An 18,361-nucleotide genomic window follows, 5' to 3' on the forward strand; every position below is an offset into this window, starting at 1 on the left:
TTTCATCACTTATGACGATGCCTTCCTTTTATTTTTCCTTACCATATCATAATTTTTATTGTTTATCAATATTTTTTTATTGTTTTTAAATCTTATCTTCTTGTTAATCAATATTTTCAAAAAGGCCCCCTGCATACCACCCTCCATGGAGCTGAATTGTTATTGGCAGCTTTAAATTATTGTAACCAGTAACAGGTCTGTCTGTCGTCAATCCCTGCCCTCTTGATTTTGCCAAGGTAACATCATATGTTATTTTCTTTAGAACAAACAGAGCCAGACAGATGCTTCTGCCCGGCCCTGTTTTTATTTATTTTTCTGTCATTTCTTCCGCTTCTTCCTCTGAGTCGTCTTTTCTTACCTTTGCTATACTTGCAACCATTCCTCCCTCAGGAAGATTGATCAGCTTCACGCCTGACGTAACCCGACCAAGAACAGAAATCCCTTCGCATCTCATCTTGATGATGATCCCGTCTGTATTGATGATCATAATTTCATCATCTTCATTGACGGATTTAAAGCCTACTACATTTCCCGTTTTTCCTGTGATCTTATAGCAGCGGACACCCTTCCCGCCTCTGTTTTGTGCGGTAAACTCGTCGATAGAAGTTCTTTTTCCCATTCCCTTTTCAGAAACGATCAAAAGCTGCTCTCCCTGAGAATCCAACTGCATGCCGATCACCTCATCTCCGTCAGCCAGGTTCATTCCCCTAACACCCATGGAGGTTCTTCCTGTGGAACGAACATCCTTTTCATCAAACCGGATACATTGTCCATACTGTGTGATCAGGAAAATATCGCTGTTGTTATCTGTATACTTTACTTCGATCAGCTCATCCTCTTCCCGGAGTGTAATGGCCGCAAGCCCCGTCTTTCTGACATTTGCGTATTCCTTGATAGAGGTCTTTTTTACAAGTCCCTTTTTCGTTGCCATGAAAAGGTATTCTCCATCCCTGTACTCTTCAATGGGGATCACGGCACTGATCTGTTCTTCCGGCATCAGCTGCAAAAGATTGATGATGGCAGTTCCTCTGGATGTTCTTCCGGATTCCGGGATCTCATATCCCTTCAGTCGGTACACCCGCCCTTTGTTGGTAAAGAACATAATATAATGGTGCGTGTTTGTCATAAACAGCTCTTCCACATAATCTTCTTCGATAGTCTGCATTCCCTTAATACCACGACCGCCTCTGTTTTGGGATTTAAAGTTGTCCGTGGACATTCTTTTGATATATCCTCTTTTTGTCATGGTGATGACTACGTCTTCTCTTGGGATCAGATCCTCCATAGAGATATCAAACTCATCGAATCCGATATCCGTTCTTCTTCCGTCTCCATATTTGTCACGGATCACCAGAATCTCTTTTTTGATCACGGCAAGAAGAAGTTTTTCATCCCCCAGGATCGCCTTCAACTCTCCGATCAGCTTCATCAGATCTTCGTATTCTTTTTCCAGCTTTTCTCTTTCCAGACCGGTCAACGCACGAAAACGCATATCCAGGATCGCCTGTGCCTGTATTTCTGACAGTTGGAATTTTTCCATCAATTCCTGCTTTGCGATCTGCACATTTTTGGATCCTCTGATGATCTTGATTACTTCGTCGATATGGTCCAGAGCGATCAGCAGTCCCTGTAAAATGTGCGCCCTTTCTTCTGCCTTATTCAGCTCATATTTGGTTCTTCTGGTAACAACTTCCTCCTGATGACGAAGATAATGGTGCAGCATCTCCAGAATGTTCATAACCTTGGGTTCGTTATTTACCAGCGCCAGCATGATTACTCCAAAGGTATCCTGCAACTGGGTATGCTTATACAACTGGTTCAGGATCACATTTGCATTGGCGTCTCTTCTTAATTCGATAACGATTCGCATTCCCTCACGACTGGACTGGTCGCTTAGATCCGTGATTCCGTCGATTTTTTTATCCCGAACAAGCTCTGCCATTTTTTCGATCAGTCTTGCCTTGTTTACCATATAGGGAAGTTCCGTCACGATGATACGGCTTTTCCCGTTTGCCATGGTCTCGATATTGGTAACGGCGCGAACCCTTATTTTTCCTCTTCCGGTTCTGTAGGCCTCTTCAATCCCTCTCTTTCCAAGGATAGTTCCTCCCGTAGGAAAGTCCGGCCCTTTTATGATATCCAGGATTTCTTCTACCGTCGTCTCTTCTTTATCCTCCAGACGATTGTCAATGATCCTTACGACTGCGTCGATCACTTCCTGAAGGTTATGCGGAGGGATATTCGTGGCCATTCCTACTGCGATTCCGGATGTTCCATTTACCAGAAGATTGGGAAATCTTGCAGGAAGCACCACCGGTTCTTTCTCCGTCTCATCAAAGTTAGGAGAAAAATCCACCGTATTTTTATTGATATCTGCCGTCAGTTCCATGGATATTTTGCTAAGCCTTGCCTCCGTGTAACGCATGGCCGCTGCTCCGTCTCCATCCACAGAACCAAAGTTTCCATGTCCGTCCACCAGAGGATATCTGGTAGACCATTCCTGCGCCATATTGACCAGCGCTCCATAAATGGAACTGTCTCCATGGGGATGATATTTACCCATAGTATCTCCAACGATACGGGCGCATTTTCTATGGGGCTTATCCGGACCATTATTCAGTTCGATCATGGAATACAAGATTCTTCTTTGAACCGGTTTCAGACCATCCCTCACATCCGGAAGGGCTCTGGATGCGATGACGCTCATGGCATAATCAATATAGGAGGTCTCCATCGTCTTTTTTAAGTCTATGTCATGAACTTTATCAAATACATTTTCTTCCATTTTTTGTTCTCCTGTTAAACATCAAGATTTTTCACATACTTAGCATTTTCTTCAATAAATTCACGTCTCGGCTCCACCTTGTCTCCCATCAGGGTCGTAAAGGTGATATCCAGCTCCGACGTTGCTTCCTCATCCATCGTTACTCTCAAAAGGACTCTGTTTTCCGGATCCATGGTGGTTTCCCACAACTGATCTGCATCCATCTCTCCCAGACCTTTATACCTCTGGATCTTATTATTTCCGTCACGTCCTACTTCTCTTAAAATAGAATCCAGTTCTTCATCGTTGTATGCGTACCAAACCTTTTTGTTTTTTTCCAGCTTATAAAGAGGAGGCTGTGCCAGATACACATATCCTTCCTTGATCAGATCCGGCATAAACCGATACATGAACGTAAGAAGCAAAGTGCTGATATGAGCTCCGTCCACATCCGCATCTGTCATAATGATGATCTTATGATATCTCAGCTTGGAAATATCAAAGTCATCATGGATTCCCGTTCCAAATGCTGTGATCATCGCCTTGATCTCCGCGTTGCCATAGATCTTATCCAATCTGGCCTTCTCTACATTCAGGATTTTTCCACGCAAAGGAAGGATGGCCTGTTTTGATCTGTCCCTGGCCGTTTTGGCAGAACCTCCTGCCGAATCTCCCTCTACAATGTAAATTTCGCAGTTTTCGGGATTTTTGTCGGAACAGTCTGCCAGCTTTCCCGGAAGGGACATCCCATCCAGCGCAGATTTTCTTCTGGTAAGATCCCTGGCTTTTCTGGCTGCTTCCCTTGCCCGCTGTGCCATTACGGATTTTTCAATGGTCAGTTTTGCCACGGAAGGATTCTGTTCCAGATAGATTTCCAGTTGTTTGCTGACGATGTTGTCTACCGCTCCTCTTGCTTCACTGTTTCCCAATTTCTGCTTTGTCTGTCCCTCAAACTGAGGATCTTCTATTTTGACACTGATAATAGCAGTCAGTCCTTCTCTGATATCCTCTCCCGAAAGATTCGGCTCGCTTTCTTTTAACAGCTTATTTTTTCTGGCATAATCATTAAAGGTCTTTGTCAGCGCATTTCTGAAACCTACTACATGGGTTCCCCCTTCCGGAGTCGTAATATTGTTTACAAATCCATAGGTATTATCTGTATAGCCATCATTATGCTGCATGGCAACTTCCACAGACACATGGTTGATCACTCCCTCGCAGTAGATCACATTTTCGTACAGAGGCGTCCTGCTCCTGTTCAGGTAGGTTACAAATTCCTTGATACCGCCCTCATAATAGAATGTTTTTTCTTTCTTTTCTTCCAGCCTTTCATCGCAGAGAATGATTTTTAATCCCTTTGTCAAAAATGCCATTTCCCTGAAACGCTGCTTTAATGTATCATAGTCAAATACCGTCTCTTCAAAAATGGTATTGTCCGGTAAAAAGGTTACTTTTGTTCCTGTTTTTTCTGCTTCACAGGTTCCCACTACCGTCAGTTTCTGAACGACTTTTCCCCGTTCATATCTCTGTTTGTAGATGTTTCCTTCACTGAATATTTCTACCTCCAGCCAATTGGAAAGAGCATTTACGACAGAAGCTCCCACTCCATGAAGTCCTCCTGATACCTTGTATCCTCCTCCTCCAAATTTTCCTCCGGCATGAAGAACGGTAAATACCACCTCTACGGCAGGAAGTCCTGCCTTCTGATTGATCCCTACAGGAATCCCACGCCCGTTATCTATGACTGTTATAGAGTTGTCCGGATTGATGCTGACAAAAATTGTATCGCAAAATCCTGCCAGAGCCTCATCCACTGCATTGTCTACGATCTCATATACCAGATGATGAAGTCCTCTAAGGGAAGTACTCCCTATATACATACCGGGACGCTTTCTTACCGCTTCCAATCCCTCCAATATCTGAATTTCATCTGCACCGTACTCATGCTGTACTTTTTCTGTACTCATTCTGTTCCTCCTAATTGACTCGACTGATACTTCCCTCTTTTACATAAAATATTTTATTTACTTTGAATTGATGCTTAATAAATTCTTCCACTCCCGTGCAGGTGATCAACGTCTGGATCCCGTGAATACTATCCAGCAGATATTGCTGTCTGTGACTGTCCAGCTCCGACAATACATCATCCAGCAAAAGGATGGGAGTGTCTCCGATTTCTTTTTTTACGATTTCTATCTCTGCCAGCTTCAGTGACAAGGCAGACGTTCTTTGCTGTCCCTGGGATCCAAATTTTCGAATATCGATCTTTTCCATCATAAAACACAGATCGTCCCTGTGGGGTCCCACAGACGTGCTTTTTAACCGGATATCTCTTTCTCTGTTTTTTAAAAGAGCCTTCTCCAACGGCAGACTCCCATTTCCGGGTTCGTAGGAAATATAAATACTTTCCTTTCCTCCTGTCAGGTTATAATGGATAGAAGAAATAATAGAATTTATTTCTTCTACAAACTTCTTTCTTCTTTCTATGATGGCAGTCCCGTGCCGGACAAGCTGCATATCCCAGACATCCAGCATATCCTTTTTATCTTTTGACTCTTTTCCATAGATTTCTTTCAGCAGGTGGTTTCTTTGATTGATGATCCTGTTATAATTTGAAAGGTGATTCAGATAGATCTTATCCAACTGAGAAAGTTCCATATCCAAAAATCTTCTTCTTTCGGAAGGACCGTTCTTTATAATATTCAAATCTTCCGGTGAAAAAAAGACATAATGAACGATTCCAAATAATTCCGAAGCCTTTTTTATAGGGAACTTATTGATGGCAATACCTTTGGGACTGTTTTTTTTTAAATGAATGTCTATTTTATAATCCAGTCCGTTCTTCTCAATGACAGACTCTATATGAGCTTCTTCTTCCCCAAATTTTATAACATCTCTGTCCTTTGTTCCCCTATGGGATTTTGTTGTTCCGGAAATATAGGCCGCTTCCAGTATATTTGTTTTTCCCTGGGCATTGTCTCCGTAAAAAATGGTGGGGCCATCTTCCAAAGAGAACTCCAAAAACGGATAATTTCTAAAGTTTTTCAACTTCAAAGATTTAATTTTCAATGTTGATTTCTTCTCCTTGAAAGCTTACGACATCTTTGCCGTATAGCTTTCTTCCTCTTCTATATTCTGTTTCCCCGTTTACCTTCACAAGTCCGTCTGCTATTACATCTTTTGCCTCTACGCCTGATCCTACCAGTCCCGCCGCTTTCAGAGCCTGTCCAAGCTTAATATACTCTTCTCTTAATTTTAAACTGCTCATGAAAACCTCCTACACTGCCGTGCTGAAATTTACGGGAAGAATCAGATACAGATAACTCTCCTCTTCATTTTTGATAAAGCAGGGAGCCTTTGGATTCATCAGATAAATCGTGATTTCTTCCTCGTCAATGGCTCTTAATGCATCTATCAAAAATTTAGGATTAAATCCGATCAAAAGATCCTTTCCTTCTTTTTCGATCAGAATTTCTTCATTCATAGAACCCATTTGAGAATTGATCTGAAGTTCCATTCTCTCATCTTCTATCCGGATGATCACAGGTTTTTTATCCCCTTCTTTTACCAGAAGAGTAGCTCTGTCTATACAATTTAAAAATTCTTTTTTATTGATGGTCACTTTTGTTTCGTAATCCTTTGACAGCATCTGATCAATCTTAAAATATTCTCCCTCGATCAGACGGGAGACCACGATGGTTTTATCAAATTCAAACACAACATGATTATCTGTGTAGGAAATGATCACTTCATTTTCAATTTCTCCCGACAAGATTTTACTGATCTCCGTCAGAGTTTTTCCGGGGATTACCAGTTTTTTCTCTTCAAAATTTCCTTCCATCTCTATTCTGCGAATAGAGATCCTGTGACCATCCAACGTAGCCAGTCTTAAGTAATTTTCCTTAATCTCAAATAACTCTCCTGTCATCAACTTGTTGGTCTCACTGTCAGAAATAGAAAAGATCGTCTGCCGGATGGCTTCTTTTAAAACAAACTGGGACAAGGATATAGAACCTTCCTTTTCCACTTTGGGAAGATAAGAAAATTCTTCCGCTTCTCTTCCGGGAATATCAAATTTTGCTTTTTCACAGGTAATAGAAGTCTGGTTGTTTTCCATACTTCTGATGGTAACATCATTATCAGGAAGCTTCCTTATGATCTCAGACAGGATTTTGGCATTGACTGCGATCATTCCCGTTTCCTCTATTGTTCCTTCCACCTCTGTCTGAATCCCCAGTTCCATATCATTGGCAGTCAGCTTTATCACATCAGAAGAAGCATCTATCAAAATACATTCCAGGATAGGCATGGTGGTTCTGGAAGACACAGCTTTCATTACAATAGTAACTCCCTTTAGAAGGTTTGATTTCTTACAGATTATTTTCATGTGAAAAACTCCTTTCGCGATAAAACGTATATAAATATATATATTATTTTCGTCTTCTTAGTAGTAGAGACTGTGGAAAAGAGGAAAACCCTGTTTTTCCTTGAGAACTAAGAAGATTTAAAAATGAAATCTCTGTGGATATCAACAGAACAGACTGTAGAAAAAATGTGTATAACCAGGAGCAAAAGAGGAAAAAGAAACCTTGTAAAAAGTTATCCATATCCTATCCCATACTTATCCACATAGAACTAACAGCTCTTTGTTTATAATGGGTTAATCTTTTTCTTAATGATACTGATGGTATTGGAGAGGATTTCATCCTCTTCTATATTAGAGGTGATTTTATCCACACCATATTTGACGGTAGTATGATCTTTTCCCCCAAGAATGATGCCGATCCCCTCCAAAGGAGCGTCGGTGAGAGTCCTCATCAGGTACATTGCTACCTGCCTGGGAATGGCGATCTGAGAATTTCTTTTTTTACTTTTCAGATCCGCTACGGAAATATTATAGTGTTCCGATACGACGTCCAGGATCAATTCAGGGGTCACTTCCCTTTTATCTTTTGGAAGAACAATATCTTTCAATGCTTCCATGGCAAGCATGATATCAATGCTTCCATGGTTATTTAATTTGTAGAGAGCGATCAGTTTATTTAAAGAACCTTCCAGCTCCCGGATATTGCTCTTTACGTTTGTGGCGATATAGTCCAGTACATCATTAGGAATATTGTATTGTCCCAGATGATCCACCTCTATTTTTTTCAGAAGGATTGCCATACGTGTTTCATAATTGGGAGCGGAAATATCCGCCACGATCCCGCATGCAAAACGTGTGCGGAGCCGTTCTTCCAAAGTTTCTATATTTTTAGGCGGTTTATCACTGGAAATAATAATCTGCTTGGAAGAATCATAAAGGTGATTAAAGGTATGGAAAAATTCCTCCTGAGTACTTTCCTTTCCAATAATAAACTGAATATCGTCGATCAAAAGCACGTCGTTATTCCTGTATTTGTCCCTGAAATTAGAAATAGAAGATTTGTTGTTGGACTGTTTTCCTGATTTCAGCGCTTCGATCAGTTCATTGGTAAAGGTTTCACTGGTTACATAAAGAACCTTCTTTTTTGGATCCTGCTCTAAGATGTAATTGGCAATGGAATGCATCAGATGCGTCTTGCCAAGTCCTACTCCTCCGTAAATAAAAAGAGGATTATAGACCTTTCCGGGAGATTCCGCTACTGCAAGAGACGCCGCATGCGCAAAGGTATTGTTTCCTCCTACCACGAAAGTATCAAAGGTATATCTGGGATTCAGATTTGCCATCTCTGCCACAGATCTTCCTTTCTTTTTGGAAACAGATTCTGTAGACAGATCTTTGAACCGGTCCAGTTGCTCGTCGTCTTCGGAAAGAAATACAACGTCATATTCTTCATTGACGATATCTGCGATGCAAACTTTGAGAGGAAGAAGATATTTTCGTTCGATATATTCCACACTTGCAGCGGAATTGACCAGAAGATAAACGGTAGAATTTGTGATTTTGTATATTTTTAAAGGTTTGATCCACGTTTTAAAAGAAACACTGGATAATTCGTGTTCCTCTCTCAGATGCTCTATGATCTCCTCCCATTTTTCTGCAACAACGTCCATTTTTACATACTCCTAAGCTTTCATAATCTAAGAGATGGCATAAAAAACCACTCTCATCTATTCTACATCAAAAAAGAAATATAAGCAATGTATGAAATCGAATAATGATAAATCACAGTATTTACGTTTTTGCTTGACTTTAAGGCTTTTATTGCATATAATCAAAAATGATGTCTTTAGAAAAAGTGGGAGTTGACCATTAGAATATAAGGAGGTGGATATACATGAAAATGACATTCCAGCCAAAGAAAAGACAAAGAGCAAAAGTTCATGGATTTCGTTCAAGAATGAGCACAGCAGGCGGAAGAAAAGTTCTTGCGAACAGAAGATTAAAAGGAAGAAAGAAATTATCAGCGTAGGCCGCATATATGTGGCCTTTTCTTCTCTGAAAATTAGGAGATGGTATGCAGTATTCCGAGTCGTTGAAAAAGAATAAAGATTTTCAGAAAGTTTACAGGCAAGGAAAATCTTATGCCAACAAATATCTGGTGATGTACATTTTACAGAATGGGACGGAGCGAAACAGACTTGGAATTTCCGTCAGTAAAAAAGTTGGGAACAGTGTCGTAAGGCACAGGATCACCAGACTGGTAAGAGAAATCTACAGAAAAAATGAAACAGACGTCAAAAAAGGACTGGATATCGTAGTTCTGGCAAGAGTAAATGCAAAAGATAAAAGCTATAAAGAGATAGAAAGTTCTTTTTTTCATCTGGGTAATATTCATAAGATTATGAATGTGGAGTAGGTACTATGAAAAAGACATTGTTGTGGATGATAGGATTTTACAGAAGGTATCTATCAGGAATAAAGGGAGGCTCTACCTGCATCTACTACCCGACCTGCTCGCAGTATGCGGCAGAAGCCATTGAAAAGTATGGAGCTTTAAAAGGAAGCTTTCTTGCAGCCAAAAGGATTTTGAGATGTCACCCCTTTGCAAAGGGAGGATATGACCCGGTTCCATAAATACAAATATGCGGAGGAAAACAGAATGTCGTTAAGTTTATTAAGCGCTGCAAACTGGCCTATCGTAGGACAGCTTTGCTGGCTGTTAGGTAAGGTGATGAACTTTATCTATACAAGTTTGGATAACGTCCTTCCAAGTGATACAGGATTGGTAGGATTATCAATTATCATATATACCATTCTGGTATATACACTGATGTTGCCGTTGACGATCAAGCAACAGAGAACGTCAAAAATGTCTTCTGTCATGAATCCGGAGATTCAGGCAATTCAGAAAAAGTATAAAAATAAACGGGATCAGGCTTCCATGATGAAGCAGCAGGAAGAGATGCGTCAGGTTTATGACAAATATGGAACTTCCATGGCGGGAGGATGCCTTCCTCTTCTGATCCAGATGCCGTTCCTGTTTGCCCTGTATCCGGTTATTTATAATATTCAGGATTATGTACCGTCTATTTCAACGGAAGCAAACAGATTTCTTACCATTCCGAATCTGACAGTGGCTCCTATTGCAATGATAAAGAGCCATCCTTCTGTGGCGGTCATCATAACGGCGATTCTTCTTCCGCTTATTTCGGGAGTGACCCAGTATTTCAGCATCAAGCTGTCTCAGTCTATTTCAGGACAGGGAATGGAAGATAATCCGATGGCAGGTACGATGAAGACAATGAATATGACAATGCCTCTGTTTTCTGTATTCATGGTATTTACCTTACCTACCGGTATTGGTCTTTACTGGATCGTCAGTGCTATTGTGCGTTGCGTACAGCAGATTTTTATTAACAGACATTTATCCAGTATTTCTGTGGAAGATCTGATTGAAAAAAATAAAGAAAAGGCAGAAAGAAAAAGAGAAAGAAGAGGAGAAAGAGCCGGAAAGATCAATGAAATGGCTCAGAGAAATACGAAGAGCATGAGAGAAACCGCTTCAAAAAGTACTTCTTCTCTGGAAATGGATACGAAAGCAGGTGCTTCTTCAGATAAAGCAAAGGAAGGAAGCCTTTCCAGTAAAGCAAACATGGTTAAGAAATTTAACGAAAATAATTAGGAGGCATTTACGATGGAATATATTACTGTATCAGCAAAAAATGTCGATGATGCGATCACAGAAGCTTTGGTAGAACTGGGGATCACCAGTGATCAGCTGGATTATGAGATCATTGAAAAAGGAAGCGCAGGTTTCTTTGGAATAGGCATGAAGCAGGCAGTGATAAAAGCCCGCAAAAAAACAAGTCCAAAAAAGAATTTGGAAAAAGAAAAGAAAGAATCCTCCTTTCAAAAGAAATCGTTTGAAAAACCGGAGAAAAAAGAAAGAAAAAAGGAATCCTTCCAAAAAGAGACTGTAGGAGAAAGCAAAGAAGAAAAAGAAACAGTTGCAAAAAAACAGCCGGAAAAAGAACCGGAACTGGCTCCGGTGGAAGCAAAAACAATAGAAGCTTGTGAGACATTCATAAAAGATGTTTTGGAAGCCATGGGCATGAAAGAGACAACCGTAACCTCTTCAATAGATGAAGAGGGAGCATTGGCTATTGAAGTAGCGGGAGAAGGCATGGGCGTTCTTATCGGGAAAAGAGGACAGACCCTGGATTCCATCCAATATCTTGCAAACAGAGTTGCGAACAAAGAGCAGGAAAGTTATGTAAGAGTGAAATTGGACACAGAAGACTATAGAAGAAGAAGAAAAGAAACGCTGGAGCATCTTGCAAAAAATATTGCAGGAAAGGTAAAAAGGACAAGAAGAAAAGTGATCCTGGAGCCGATGAACCCATATGAGAGAAGAATCATTCATTCTGTTCTTCAGGGAGATCCGGCTATCACAACTCACAGTGAAGGGGAAGAGCCTTACAGGAAAGTGGTTGTAACTTTATCAAGAAAATAAAGAGGACAGAAATAGGGGTGGACTGTGAAGCCCCTATTTTTTTCCATATAAACAGAGGTTAAAACATATGGAAAATCAGTACGAAAAGACGATTGCGGCTGTGGCGACGGCCATGAGCGATTCAGGAATTGGAATCGTGAGAATAAGCGGGGCGCAGGCTTTTGAAATTGCAGATCGTATTTACAGGGGGAAAAAAGAAAAAAAGCTGTCTTCTCAGCCGTCTCATACCATACATTACGGATATGTAGCAGATCAAAAGGAACTGGTGGATGAAGTTCTGGTAATGCTCATGAGAGCGCCTCATACCTTTACGGGGGAGGATACAGTAGAATTCAATTGCCATGGAGGCGTCTATGTGGTACAAAGAGTATTGGAGCTTTTGCTGCAAAATGGAGCTTCTGCTGCTGAGCCGGGAGAATTTACAAAAAGAGCCTTTTTAAACGGAAAAATGGATCTGTCTCAGGCGGAATCTGTGGGAGATATGATCGCTGCAAGAAACGAATACGCTTTAAAAAATTCTATGCGCCAGATGCTGGGAGAGTTGGGACACAGAACCAAAGAATTAAGAGGAAGGATCATTCATGAAATCGCTTTTATAGAGACGGCTCTGGATGATCCGGAACACATCAGTATAGAAGGCTATCAAGAACAATTAAGAGAAACCACCCAAAAAATAAAAAAAGAAATAAATAAATTACTAAAAACCTGGGATAATGGGAGAATCATAAAAGAAGGGATCAAAACAGTCATCCTGGGAAAACCAAATGCAGGAAAATCTTCTTTTTTAAATGCTTTGACAAGAAGAGAGTCCGCCATTGTTACAGATGTGGAAGGAACCACAAGAGATGTGATCAGAGAGGAAATCAATCTTCAGGGGATCACTTTGCAGGTCATGGATACGGCAGGTATCAGAAATACGGCAGATGCAGTGGAAAAAATAGGAGTGGAGAAAGCAAAGGAACTGGCAGAAGAGGCGGATCTGATCATATACATTGCAGATGCTTCCAGGCTTCTCAATGAAAATGATAAAGAAATTGCAGAAATCTGTAAGGAAAAGAACGTTCTGGTTCTTCTGAATAAGACGGATTTAGAAAGCAGGATCAATGAGAAAGATATAAAATTATTATTTACAGAACATATTTCCATCATTTCCATTTCTGCACAAAACCGCACAGGGATAGAAGAAGTAGAAGAAGAAATAAAAAAGATTTTTTTTAGAGGAGAGCTTTCTTTTAATAACGAAGTGTATCTGACAAATGTAAGACAGAAAGAAGCATTAAGAGAAGCAGAAGAGGCTTTAAGCCGGGTAGAAGAAAGTATCCATGCCGGATTGGCGGAGGATTTCTATTCTATTGATCTGATGGAAGCCTGCGATGCCTTGGGAAAAATTACAGGAGAAACAACAGGAGAGGATGTCATTCATGAAATTTTCAGCAAGTTCTGCATGGGAAAATAGAGAAAAATATGATGTGATCGTACTGGGAGCAGGGCATGCAGGATGTGAAGCAGCGCTTGCTTCTGCGAGATTGGGGCAGAAAACGCTGATATTTACCGTAAATATTGAAAGTATTGCGATGATGCCGTGTAACCCCAATATAGGAGGAAGTTCAAAGGGACATCTGGTAAAAGAGATCGATGCGCTGGGTGGAGAAATGGGCCGCGTGATCGATCAGACATTTATTCAATCCAAAATGTTGAACAAATCAAAGGGTCCGGCAGTACATTCCTTGCGGGCACAGGCAGATAAAGAGCAGTATACCAGAAAGATGCGCCGCGTTTTGGAAAATCAGGAAGGTCTGGATATCAGGCAGGATGAAGTGGTAAACATCCTTGTGGGGGGTGGAAAAGTAACGGGAGTACAGACCTGTTCCGGCGCCGTTTATTTCTGCAAAGCAGTGATTTTATGTACAGGAACTTACCTGAGAGCAAGATGTATCTACGGAGATGTGAGCAAAAACACCGGACCCAATGGCCTTTCTGCAGCAAATGAATTATCAGAATGTCTGATGGAATTGGGGATTTCCATGAGACGTTATAAAACCGGTACGCCGGCCAGGATCGACAGACGTTCGGTGGATTTTTCAAAAATGGAAGAACAAAAAGGGGACGACAGAATCGTGCCGTTTTCTTTTGGAACGGATCCGAAAGAGATACAGATTTCCCAGGTATCCTGCTGGCTGACTTATACAAATGAAAAGACGCATGAAATCATACGGAAAAATTTAGACAGGTCTCCCTTGTTTTCAGGAATGATTGAGGGGACCGGACCCAGATACTGCCCTTCCATAGAAGATAAGGTCATGAAATTTGCAGATAAAAACAGACATCAGGTATTTATTGAGCCGGAAGGACTGGAAACAAATGAAATGTACATAGGGGGAATGTCCAGTTCCTTGCCGGAAGATGTGCAGTATGAAATGTACCGGACAGTTCCGGGACTAGAACAGGTAAAAATCATACGGAATGCATATGCCATCGAATATGATTGCATTGACGCCAGACAGCTAAGACCGACATTAGAATTTAAACAGATAGAAGGCCTTTACAGCGCAGGACAGATGAACGGGAGCTCCGGGTATGAAGAAGCTGCGGCGCAGGGTATCATGGCGGGGATCAATGCGGTGAGAAAAATTCAGGGAAAAGAAGAATTTGTACTGGATCGATCGGAGGCCTATATCGGAGTACTGATCGACGATCTGGTGACGAAAGAGAGTCATGAGCCGTATCGTATGATGACATCCAGAGCAGAATACAGATTGCTGTTAAGGCAGGACAACGCAGACCAACGCCTGACAGAAAAAGGGTATAAGCTGGGACTTATCAGCGAAAAGCGATATCAGAGCCTGAAACAAAAGGAACAGTGGATCGAGGAGGAAGTAAAAAGGCTGAGATCCACACATGTGGGAACATCGCCAAAGGTGCAGAAGCTTTTGGAGCAGAATAACAGCACACCGCTTTCTTCCGGTATTACGTTGGCAGAATTGATACGAAGACCGGAATTGTCCTATGACAGCCTGAAGGAAATGGATGAGAAAAGACCGGAGCTGCCACAAAGATATGCAGAGGAAATAAAGGAGCAGATAGATATTTTCATCAAATATGAAGGATATATTCTAAGACAGAAAAAACAGGTGGAGCAGTTTAAAAAACTGGAGCAGAAAAAGATTCCGCAGAATATAGACTATGACCAGGTAAAGAGTCTGAGACTGGAAGGACGGCAAAAACTGAAAGAATACAGACCGGAATCAATTGGACAGGCATCCCGGATCTCCGGAATTTCTCCGGCAGACATTTCAGTCCTTCTTATTTACTTAAATGGAGCGAAAAAAGAATAAATATGATAAATTTTCTGAATAATAAGATAAATAATCTAAATATAGAGATAAATAAAGAGAAAAAAATGAAATTCATTCGGTTTTATCAGCTTTTGATCGAATGGAATGAAAGAATGAATCTGACAGGAATCACAGATTTTGAAGAAGTGGTAGAAAAACATTTTGTAGACAGCTTGAGTATTGTAAAGGTAACAGATCTGAAAAAAATAAGCAATCTGATAGATATAGGAACTGGTGCAGGATTTCCCGGTATCCCGATTAAAATTATGTTTCCTCATGTGAAAGTTACCCTGTTAGACTCTCTTAATAAGCGAATTCAGTTTTTAAATACAGTCATAGAAGAACTGGGATTACATGAAATAGAAACGCTGCATGGAAGAGCGGAAGATTTTGCAAAAAAGAAAGAATATCGCGAGCAGTACGATCTGTGCGTATCCAGAGCAGTAGCAAATCTTTCCACTTTAAGTGAATATTGTATTCCCTTTGTACGGGAAGGAGGGGCCTTTATTTCCTACAAAGCAGGAGATTCTAAAAAGGAAATAGAAGAGTCAAGAAAGGCGATAAAAATTCTGGGAGGGAAAATTCAGTCTATTCATGAATTCCAGCTTCCGGAGACGGAAATCAATAGAACACTAGTCACCATATTAAAAGAGCATCCTACAGCAAAAAAATATCCGAGAAAGGCAGGAATACCTACAAAAGAACCTATAAAATAGAGAAAAAGTAATTTTTACTATAAATATGCTAAAACATACTAAAATATACAAGTATCATAGAGTGATAAGATAGAACCTCTGTGAGAAGTAGAAGGATGGAAAGTAAAAATAAAGATAAAAAACAAACAGACCCAGACTATGTATGAAAAATAGAATGATAGAATGTTTCACGTGAAACATTACTGGATTCAGAAGGGAAAAGGTGTTATACTGAAACTACGTATAAAAAAGAAAGGATGGTTTCAAATGGGGAAAATTATAGCTGTTGCAAACCAAAAGGGAGGAGTGGGGAAAACGACGACTTCCATAAACTTAGCAGCATGCTTGGCAGAAAATAAAAAAAAGGTTCTTGCAATAGACATGGATCCACAGGGAAATCTTTCCAGCGGGCTGGGAATAGAGAAATCCAATACAGAGAAAACCATCTATAACCTTATGATTGGAGAAATGACGGTAGAAGAAGTTATACACAAAAGTGTAATGGATAATTTGGATGTTATTCCATCTACAGTCAACCTATCTGCGGCAGAAATCGAATTAATTGGAATCAAAGACAAAGAGTTTATCGTAAAAAAAGAAGTGGAAAAGATAAAAGATCGCTATGATTATGTGATCATAGACTGTCCTCCGTCGTTGAATATGTTGACGGTAAATGCCATGACAACGGCAGACTCAGTGCTGGTGCCAATACAGTGCGAATATTATGCTTTGGAGGGATTGAGTCAGTTGATCTACACGGTGGAGTTGGTAAAAGAGAGATTGAATCCGGCATTAGAAATAGAAGGAATTGTTTTTACTATGTATGATGCAAGAACAAACTTATCTCTTCAAGTGGTAGAAAATGTAAAAGAAAATCTGAATCAGACGATTTATCAAACGATTATTCCAAGAAATATACGTCTGGCAGAGGCCCCCAGCTATGGAATGCCTATCAATCAGTATGATCCAAGATCAGCAGGAGCAGAAAGCTATCGAAAGTTGGCAGACGAGGTAATTAAGCACAATACAGAACAATAAAGATTAAAAAATTAAAAGCAAGAGTAAAAGAGTAGAAAAATAAGAAGGAAAAGCAGAAACAAAAATCGGAAAGAAACTAAGAACAGAACAAGATTGAAAGAAATAAGAAATATACTGTAATATTTTAGAAAAACGACAAACACCGGTTAGAAAAACAAAAAAAGATCTGCTAAAGGCAGACGGGGAGAAAGCGATGGCGGTAAGAAAAAAAGGATTGGGAAAAGGACTGGATAGTTTGATTCCAAATACACGAAGTACTCAGGGAAAGAAAGAGGAAGCAAAGAAACCTGAGGAAAAGGAAGAAAAAATACCAGGAGAACAACTGGTAAAGATAACAAAGGTAGAACCAAACAGGGAACAGCCAAGAAAACATTTTGATGAGGATAGTCTGATGGAATTAGAGGATTCTATCAGACAGTTTGGGGTATTGCAGCCCCTTTTGGTAAGAAAAAACAAGGATTATTATGAAATTATTGCAGGAGAGCGGAGATGGCGAGCTGCAAAGCGGGCGGGACTAAAAGAAGTTCCGGTAATCGTCAAAGATTTTTCGGAACAGGAAATCCTGGAAATTGGATTGATTGAAAATATTCAGAGAGAAAACCTGAATCCAATAGAAGAAGCTATGGCCTACAAAAAGCTGATAGAGGAATTTCACTTAAAGCAGGACGAAGTAGCGGAAAGGGTTTCAAAAAGCAGGACAGTTGTGACAAACTCCATGCGACTGCTAAAACTGGATGAAAAAGTACAGCAAATGATCATTGACGAAATGCTGACGACAGGCCATGCAAGAGCGTTACTTTCCCTGGAAAATAAGGAGGACCAGCAGATTCTTGCAAACCGCATTTTTGATGAAAAATTAAGTGTCAGGGATGTGGAAAAACTGATAAAAGAATGGAAGAATCCGAAGAAAAAGAAAGAAATCATAAAAGAGAAACATGCTTTTCTCTATGAAGATCTGGAAGAAAAAATGAAAAGCGTGATGGGAACCAAAGTTTCAATTCATTCAAAAAGTTCCGGCAAAGGAAAAATTGAAATTGAATACTATTCGGAAGAAGAACTAGAACATGTGTTCTATAAAATTATGAGTATAAAAAGAGGAGAGGAGTCATAATGGAGAGCAAATTTCTGAAAGCAATGGGAATCGATCCGGTGATCTTATTTGTGATCCTGCTGCTGCTTATCATTGGACTGTTTGCACTATATGTAAATGTTATGATGAAATATAATCGGTTGAAAAGCAGCTACAGCACTTTCATGAAAGGGAAGGACGGAAAAGCACTGGAAGAGAGCATGAAAGAAAAGTTTGAGGAACTGGAACTGGTTTTGAAGGTAGTGAAGCAGAACCGACAAGACATCCGTGAGATCAATAAGAGAGAGAACAGCAGTTATCAGAAGCTTGGAGTGGTAAAATACGACGCATTTAATGAAATGGGCGGAAAACTCAGCTTCGCGATCTCCATGCTGGATGGGAATCACAATGGATGGGTCATGAACGCCATGCATAGCCGGGAAGGATGTTACACCTATATCAAAGAGGTTGTAAAAGGGGAAAGTTATGTAGAACTGTCTGAAGAAGAGGCAGAGGCATTAGACAAGGCGATTTTCAGCGATGGGTATGAACTGGAAGCGAAAAAACAATAAGAAGGATCA

Annotated in this window: 17 protein-coding genes; 11 read left to right on the forward strand and 6 right to left on the reverse strand. The window is 40.4% G+C overall.

The annotated features are described in order from the left end of the window. Positions 1-307: 307 nt before the first annotated feature. From gyrA to dnaA, 6 genes are all read right to left on the reverse strand, one after another. On the reverse strand, positions 308-2,785 hold the full coding sequence (gene gyrA / locus SOW26_RS01535) for a DNA gyrase subunit A (protein ID WP_276959918.1): 2,478 nt from the start codon (positions 2,783-2,785) through the stop codon (positions 308-310). 14 nt (positions 2,786-2,799) lie between these two features. Then, positions 2,800-4,731 carry a DNA topoisomerase (ATP-hydrolyzing) subunit B gene (gyrB, locus tag SOW26_RS01540; protein ID WP_154477158.1) on the reverse strand — a complete coding sequence of 644 codons (1,932 nt, stop codon included), beginning with the start codon at positions 4,729-4,731 and terminating at the stop codon, positions 2,800-2,802. Between the two features lie 10 nt (positions 4,732-4,741). Next, positions 4,742-5,833: a DNA replication/repair protein RecF gene (gene recF / locus SOW26_RS01545; protein ID WP_276959916.1), complete on the reverse strand. Its 1,092-nt coding sequence runs from the start codon at positions 5,831-5,833 to the stop codon at positions 4,742-4,744. Then, complete coding sequence (locus SOW26_RS01550) at positions 5,823-6,032, reverse strand: RNA-binding S4 domain-containing protein (protein ID WP_276959915.1); 210 nt, start codon at positions 6,030-6,032, stop codon at positions 5,823-5,825. The genes recF and SOW26_RS01550 overlap by 11 nt, the downstream gene beginning before the upstream one ends. Before the next feature lie 9 nt (positions 6,033-6,041). Continuing rightward, positions 6,042-7,151: a DNA polymerase III subunit beta gene (gene dnaN, locus SOW26_RS01555; protein ID WP_276959914.1), complete on the reverse strand. Its 1,110-nt coding sequence runs from the start codon at positions 7,149-7,151 to the stop codon at positions 6,042-6,044. Positions 7,152-7,414: 263 nt separating this feature from the next. Beyond that, on the reverse strand, positions 7,415-8,800 hold the full coding sequence (dnaA, locus tag SOW26_RS01560) for a chromosomal replication initiator protein DnaA (RefSeq protein ID WP_320651754.1): 1,386 nt from the start codon (positions 8,798-8,800) through the stop codon (positions 7,415-7,417). A 224-nt stretch (positions 8,801-9,024) separates the two neighbouring features. Between dnaA and rpmH the strand changes: the two genes are divergently transcribed. The 11 genes from rpmH to SOW26_RS01615 all read left to right on the forward strand — a co-directional run bounded on the left by rpmH (position 9,025) and on the right by SOW26_RS01615 (position 18,352). Beyond that, positions 9,025-9,159: a 50S ribosomal protein L34 gene (gene rpmH, locus SOW26_RS01565; protein ID WP_154477151.1), complete on the forward strand. Its 135-nt coding sequence runs from the start codon at positions 9,025-9,027 to the stop codon at positions 9,157-9,159. Between the two features lie 45 nt (positions 9,160-9,204). Further along, on the forward strand, positions 9,205-9,546 hold the full coding sequence (gene rnpA, locus SOW26_RS01570) for a ribonuclease P protein component (RefSeq protein WP_154477150.1): 342 nt from the start codon (positions 9,205-9,207) through the stop codon (positions 9,544-9,546). Between the two features lie 5 nt (positions 9,547-9,551). After that, positions 9,552-9,764 carry a membrane protein insertion efficiency factor YidD gene (gene yidD, locus SOW26_RS01575; RefSeq protein WP_320651755.1) on the forward strand — a complete coding sequence of 71 codons (213 nt, stop codon included), beginning with the start codon at positions 9,552-9,554 and terminating at the stop codon, positions 9,762-9,764. Between the two features lie 25 nt (positions 9,765-9,789). After that, a complete protein-coding gene (locus tag SOW26_RS01580; RefSeq protein WP_320651756.1) occupies positions 9,790-10,812 on the forward strand; it encodes a YidC/Oxa1 family membrane protein insertase in 1,023 nt (340 codons plus the stop codon). 12 nt (positions 10,813-10,824) lie between these two features. After that, entirely contained in the window at positions 10,825-11,643 is an 819-nt protein-coding gene (gene jag, locus SOW26_RS01585) for an RNA-binding cell elongation regulator Jag/EloR (protein ID WP_320651757.1), read from the forward strand. 67 nt (positions 11,644-11,710) lie between these two features. After that, positions 11,711-13,099, forward strand: coding sequence for a tRNA uridine-5-carboxymethylaminomethyl(34) synthesis GTPase MnmE (gene mnmE, locus SOW26_RS01590; RefSeq protein ID WP_320651758.1), 1,389 nt, complete (start codon positions 11,711-11,713; stop codon positions 13,097-13,099). Continuing rightward, positions 13,065-14,978 (forward strand): tRNA uridine-5-carboxymethylaminomethyl(34) synthesis enzyme MnmG, encoded by a 1,914-nt coding sequence (gene mnmG / locus SOW26_RS01595; protein WP_320651759.1) that lies wholly within the window; start codon positions 13,065-13,067, stop codon positions 14,976-14,978. The genes mnmE and mnmG overlap by 35 nt, the downstream gene beginning before the upstream one ends. A 2-nt stretch (positions 14,979-14,980) precedes the next feature. Beyond that, positions 14,981-15,694, forward strand: coding sequence for a 16S rRNA (guanine(527)-N(7))-methyltransferase RsmG (gene rsmG, locus SOW26_RS01600; protein ID WP_320651760.1), 714 nt, complete (start codon positions 14,981-14,983; stop codon positions 15,692-15,694). A 246-nt stretch (positions 15,695-15,940) separates the two neighbouring features. Then, a complete protein-coding gene (locus SOW26_RS01605; RefSeq protein WP_320651761.1) occupies positions 15,941-16,711 on the forward strand; it encodes a ParA family protein in 771 nt (256 codons plus the stop codon). A gap of 193 nt (positions 16,712-16,904) precedes the next feature. Then, positions 16,905-17,822, forward strand: a complete 918-nt coding sequence (locus SOW26_RS01610; RefSeq protein WP_276959143.1) for a ParB/RepB/Spo0J family partition protein — start codon at positions 16,905-16,907, stop codon at positions 17,820-17,822. Continuing rightward, positions 17,822-18,352 (forward strand): DUF4446 family protein, encoded by a 531-nt coding sequence (locus SOW26_RS01615; RefSeq protein WP_154477134.1) that lies wholly within the window; start codon positions 17,822-17,824, stop codon positions 18,350-18,352. The genes SOW26_RS01610 and SOW26_RS01615 overlap by 1 nt, the downstream gene beginning before the upstream one ends. The last annotated feature ends 9 nt before the right edge of the window (positions 18,353-18,361 follow it).

The organism is Suipraeoptans intestinalis (assembly GCF_034091795.1).
GTDB lineage: Bacteria > Bacillota > Clostridia > Lachnospirales > Lachnospiraceae > Suipraeoptans > Suipraeoptans intestinalis.